Origin of the sequence: Streptomyces sp. NPDC006265 (assembly GCF_040613555.1) — a bacterium.
Taxonomy (GTDB): Bacteria; Actinomycetota; Actinomycetes; order Streptomycetales; family Streptomycetaceae; genus Streptomyces.
On record NZ_JBEXSH010000723.1, the window covers coordinates 1 to 4,748 of the forward strand.

General features: G+C 74.9%; 2 protein-coding genes and 2 pseudogenes. 3 read left to right on the forward strand and 1 reads right to left on the reverse strand.

Going from position 1 to position 4,748, the window contains the following annotated elements; translation table 11 throughout:
• A pseudogene (locus tag ABZ281_RS38370) lies at positions 1–851 on the reverse strand (ATP-binding cassette domain-containing protein); the annotation flags it as partial.
• On the opposite strand from ABZ281_RS38370, the pseudogene ABZ281_RS38375 reads away from it, so the two are divergent.
• The 3 genes and pseudogenes from ABZ281_RS38375 to ABZ281_RS38385 all read left to right on the forward strand — a co-directional run.
• A pseudogene (locus ABZ281_RS38375) lies at positions 848–1,414 on the forward strand (FAD binding domain-containing protein); the annotation flags it as partial. The pseudogenes ABZ281_RS38370 and ABZ281_RS38375 sit on opposite strands and share 4 nt — an antisense overlap.
• Complete coding sequence (locus ABZ281_RS38380; RefSeq protein ID WP_356662644.1) at positions 1,411–3,525, forward strand: xanthine dehydrogenase family protein molybdopterin-binding subunit; 2,115 nt, start codon at positions 1,411–1,413, stop codon at positions 3,523–3,525. The pseudogene ABZ281_RS38375 and the gene ABZ281_RS38380, both read left to right, overlap by 4 nt.
• Complete coding sequence (locus ABZ281_RS38385) at positions 3,518–4,642, forward strand: XdhC/CoxI family protein (RefSeq protein ID WP_356662645.1); 1,125 nt, start codon at positions 3,518–3,520, stop codon at positions 4,640–4,642. Before ABZ281_RS38380 ends, ABZ281_RS38385 begins: the two co-directional genes overlap by 8 nt.
• Positions 4,643–4,748 lie beyond the last annotated feature (106 nt).

Sequence of the window (4,748 nt, forward strand, 5' to 3'; positions counted from 1 at the left end):
GCACTGCCCAGCGCGAGGCTCCCGAGCAGCAGCGCGAGCCCCAGACGTCCGCGCCGGGCGCCGGACAGGGCGCGGACGCGTGCGAGGACGTCGCCTGAGGTGGGCTCCTCGACGGACTGGGCCGGGGTGGGCGGCTCGGCCTCGGCGGACCGCGTTCCAGTCCCCCGGACCGTTGCGGACGCCACAGAAGAGGCAGCGCTGGTCTCGGGATCCGCCAGCCGCACCACCCGGTCCGCAACCTCCAGCAGCGCCGGCCGGTGCACCACCAGCAGTACCGTCCGTCCGGCCGCGAGGCGCCGCACCGCGGCCACGACCTCGGCCTCGGTGGCCCCGTCCAGCGCCGCCGTCGGCTCGTCGAGCAGCAGCACGGGCCGGTCCGCGAGGAACGCCCTGGCCAGCGCGAGCCGCTGCCGCTGCCCGGCGGACAGTCCTGCGCCGTCCTCCCCGAGCGCGGTGTCCACACCCTCGGGCAGCGCGTCGACGAACGCCAGTGCCTCGGCGTCCCGCAGAGCACGCCGTACGGAGTCGTCGTCGGCGCCGGGCCGCGCCAGCCGTACGTTCTCGGCGATCGTTCCGGCGTACAGATGCGGACGCTGCGGCACCCATGCGATCCGGGAGCGCCACTGCTGAAGGTCGGCCTCGGCGAGGTCGACCTCCCCGACCCGCACCCGCCCCTCGGCCGGTCGCACGAACCCCAGAAGGACGCTCAGCAGCGTCGACTTGCCGGCGCCGCTCGGTCCCACCAGCGCGACCGTCTCCCCGGGCTCGACGCCGAAGGACACGTTCGAGACGGCGTCCGCCGACCGCCCCGGGTACCGGACGGTCACGCTCTCGAACGACAGCGCGGGGAGAGCACCACAACCACGCCGTCCTCGGAGCCTCCGACCACTGCGTGGCCACCCACCCCTCCGACATGGGCGTGGCGCTGGCCGCCTTCGACGCTCGGGTGTCGTACGAAACGGCCGCCGGGGCGGGTGAGCTGCCGCTCGCCGACTTCTACCCGCCGGTGGGGGAGACCCCGCATCGGGAGACCGCCCTGCCACCGGGTGCGCTCATCACCGGCGTCACCCTGCCACCCACCGCCACAGCGGCCCACTCCCGCTACCGCAAGGTGCGCGAGCGGGCCTCGTACGCCTTCGCCATCGGCTCCGTCGCCGCCGCGCTCGACGTCCGGGACGGCCTCGTCCACGACGTGCGCCTGGCCTTCGGCGCGGTCGCCTCCCGCCCCTGGCGCGCCCGCGCGGCCGAACGCGCCCTGACCGGCAGCCCGGCCGACGCGGAGCACTTCGCTGCCGCCGCGGACGCCGAACTGGCGGCCGCCAGGCCCCTGCCCCACAACGGATACAAGGTGACCCTGATGCGCAACCTCGTCGTGGCCGTGCTGAGCGAACTCGCCGAGGAGGCCGCCCGATGACCACCGCCACCAGGGGAGCCGTCGGCACCGCGCACCCGCGCGTGGAGGGCCGCGACAAGGTCACCGGAGCGGCCCGCTACGCCGGCGAGATCCCCTTCGCGGAACTCGCCCACGGCTGGCTGGTGCTGTCCACCGTCGCCCGCGGCCGCATCCGCGCCCTGGACACCGAGGCCGTGCTTGCCATGCCCGGGGTTCTCACCGTGCTCCACCACCACAACGCCCCGCGTGTCGACACCGGTTACACCGGCATGATGGGCACCCCGCCGGACCCCACCGTCGGCCTCTTCCAGCACGACCGCGTGCCCCACCTGGGCTGGCCGGTGGCCCTGGTCGTGGCCGAGACCTCCGAGCAGGCCAGGGAGGCCGCCGAGGCCCTCATGGTGCTCTACGACCGGGAGCCGCACGACGTCGCGTTCTCCGCCGGGCGGGAGGCCGAGGCGTACGCGCTCGACGGGCACATGCCGGCCGTGGTGGAGAAGGGCGACCTGGAGGCCGGACTCGCCGCGTCCGCCGTCGTGGTCGACGCGGAGTACACCACTCCGGAGGAGCACCACAACCCGATGGAGCCGCACGCCGCGGCGGCCCGGTGGGAGGGCGGTCGTCTGGAGGTCGTCGACTCCAACCAGGGCACCGGCTGGGTCGCCGGCGAGCTCGCGAACCTCTTCTCCCTCGCCCCGGCTTCCGTGCGGGTCCGGTCCGAGCACGTCGGCGGCGGTTTCGGCAGCAAGGGTGTTCGTGTCCACCAGGTGGCCGCCGTGATGGCCGCGACCGTGCTGCAGCGCCCGGTCCGGGTCGTCATGACCCGCCGGCAGATGTTCTCCCTCGCCGGCCACCGCAGCCCCACCGCCCAGCGGGTCCGGCTCGGCGCCGACGCGGAGGGGCGGCTGCTCGCGCTGGAGCACCGGTCGCTGAGCCAGACCTCGACCGTCCACGACTTCGTCGAGCCCAGCGCGGCGTCGAGCCGGTCCATGTACGCCGCCGACGCCCACCACACGGCCAGCCGGCTTGTGAAACTCGACGTCCCCACCCCGACCTGGATGCGCGCCCCCGGCGAGGCGTCGGGCTCGTTCGCGCTGGAGTCGGCGTTCGACGAACTCGCCGAGCGGTGCGGCATCGACCCGATCGAGCTGCGGGTCCGCAACGAGCCCGAGGTGGGCCCGGTGTCCGGGCTGCCGTTCGGCAGCCGCAACCTGATCCCCTGCTTCCGGGAAGGCGCCCGCAGGTTCGGCTGGGACGGGCGGGATCCGCGGCCCGGCGTGCGCCGGGAGGGCCGCTGGCTGCTCGGCACCGGCACTGCCGCCGCCTCCTTCCCCACGCTGGCCATGCCGTCCACGGCGGCCCTGACCGCGGAGGCGGACGGCACCTTCACGGTGCGGATCAACGCCGCGGACATCGGCACCGGCGCCCGCACCGCGCTCACCCTGGTCGCCGCCGACGCCCTGGAAGTCCCGGCGGACCGCGTCCGGGTGCAGATCGGCGACAGCGATCTCGGCCCCGCCGGGATCGCCGGCGGTTCGGCGGGCACCCGCTCCTGGAGCTGGGCCGTCACGGCCGCCGCCCAGGAACTGCGCCGGAGCCTCGCGCCGGGCGCGGACATCCCGCCGGAGGGCGTCACCGTACGGTCGAACACGGCCGAAGCCCTCGGCGCCCTCGCCCAGAAGGAGCGGCACGCCTTCGGTGCGCAGTTCGCCGAGGTCGCCGTCGATCCCGCCACCGGAGAGGTCCGTGTGCGCCGCATGCTGGGCATCTTCGCGGCCGGCCGCATCGTGAACCCGCTCACCGCCCGCAACCAGTTCGTCGGCGGCATGATCTGGGGCATCTCCATGGCCCTGCACGAGGAAGCCGTCCGGGACCGGGCGAGCGGCGGCCTCTACGGCGCCGACCTCGCCGGCTACCACGTCGCCGCGCACGCCGACATACCGCACATCGAAGCCGACTGGGTCGACGACCCCGACCCGGACGACCCGGTCGGCATCAAAGGCATCGGCGAGGTCGGCATCGTGGGCGCGGCCGCGGCGGTCGCCAACGCGGTGTGGCACGCGACCGGCGTACGCCACCGGAACCTGCCGATCCGCCCCGACCGCGTGCTGATGGCGGGCGGCGATGCTTGATCTCGCAGGACCTCTGCACGCGTGGATCGAGGAGGGCCGGGACTTCGCCGTCGCCACGGTCGTCGCCGTGGGCGGCAGCGCCCCGCGCCCTCCCGGCGCCGCGCTCGCCGTCTCCGCGGACGGCACGGCCGTCGGCTCGGTCTCCGGGGGCTGTGTGGAAGGAGCGGTGTACGACCTGTGCCTTCAGGCCCTCCAAGAGGGCGAGACGCTCGTCGAGCGGTTCGGCTACAGCGACGAGGACGCCTTCGCGGTGGGGCTGACCTGCGGCGGCACGATCGACGTCATGATCACCCCGTTCGGGGGCGGTCGCCCGGTGGAGGGGGCGGCGCTGGCGGCTGCCGCCCGGTCCGAGCCGGTGGCCCTGGCCCGGGTGGTGCGAGGCCCGTCCGGCCTCGTGGGCCGGTCCCTGCTGGTCCGCCCCGACGGCTCGTGCGACGGTGGCCTCGGCGGCGGCCCGGAGCTGGACCGCGCGGCGCTCGACCGTGCCAGGGCCCTGCTGGACACCGGCCGCACCGGCACGGTGGAGCTCTCCGAGGACGGATCACACTGCCCGGGCGGTCTCACCCTGCTCGTCGAGTCGGCCGTCCCACCGCCCCGCATGATCGTCTTCGGCGCGATCGACTTCGCGGCGGCCCTGGTGCGGGCGGGCACATTCCTCGGATACCACGTCACCGTGTGCGACGCGCGCCCCGTCTTCGCGACCCGGGCCCGCTTCCCGCAGGCCGACGAGATCGTCGTCGACTGGCCCGACCGCTACCTCCGGCGCACCGAGACCGACGGGCGCACGGTGCTGTGCGTGCTCACCCACGACGCGAAGTTCGACGTCCCCCTGCTGACGGAGGCGTTGCGGCTGCCCGTCGCCTATGTCGGCGCGATGGGCTCCCGCCACACCCACGAGGACCGCAACCGGCGGCTGCGGGACGCGGGCGTGAGCGAGCGCGACCTGGCCAGGCTCAGGTCGCCGATCGGCCTCGACCTGGGAGCCCGTACGCCCGAGGAGACCGCCGTGTCCATCGCGGCGGAGATCATCGCGGTACGGCACGGCGGCACGGGAGCGCCGCTCACCGGCGCGGGCAGGCCGATTCACCGACCTGCCCGTGAGCCACAGCCGGTCTGACCGGTTGCCGCAAAAACACTGCCGCCGACAGATCCGAGTGGCACAGCCCCGTGGCGCGCACCCGGATCCGCACCTTGCCGGGTCCGAACCCCACCGCCTCGACGTC

What these genes read in the sequence shown, in the direction of transcription:
- ABZ281_RS38380 (WP_356662644.1), top strand. Translation starts at nt 1,411, where the DNA reads ATGACCACCGCCACCAGGGGAGCCGTCGGCACCGCGCACCCGCGCGTG.
- ABZ281_RS38385 (WP_356662645.1), top strand. Translation starts at nt 3,518, where the DNA reads ATGCTTGATCTCGCAGGACCTCTGCACGCGTGGATCGAGGAGGGCCGG.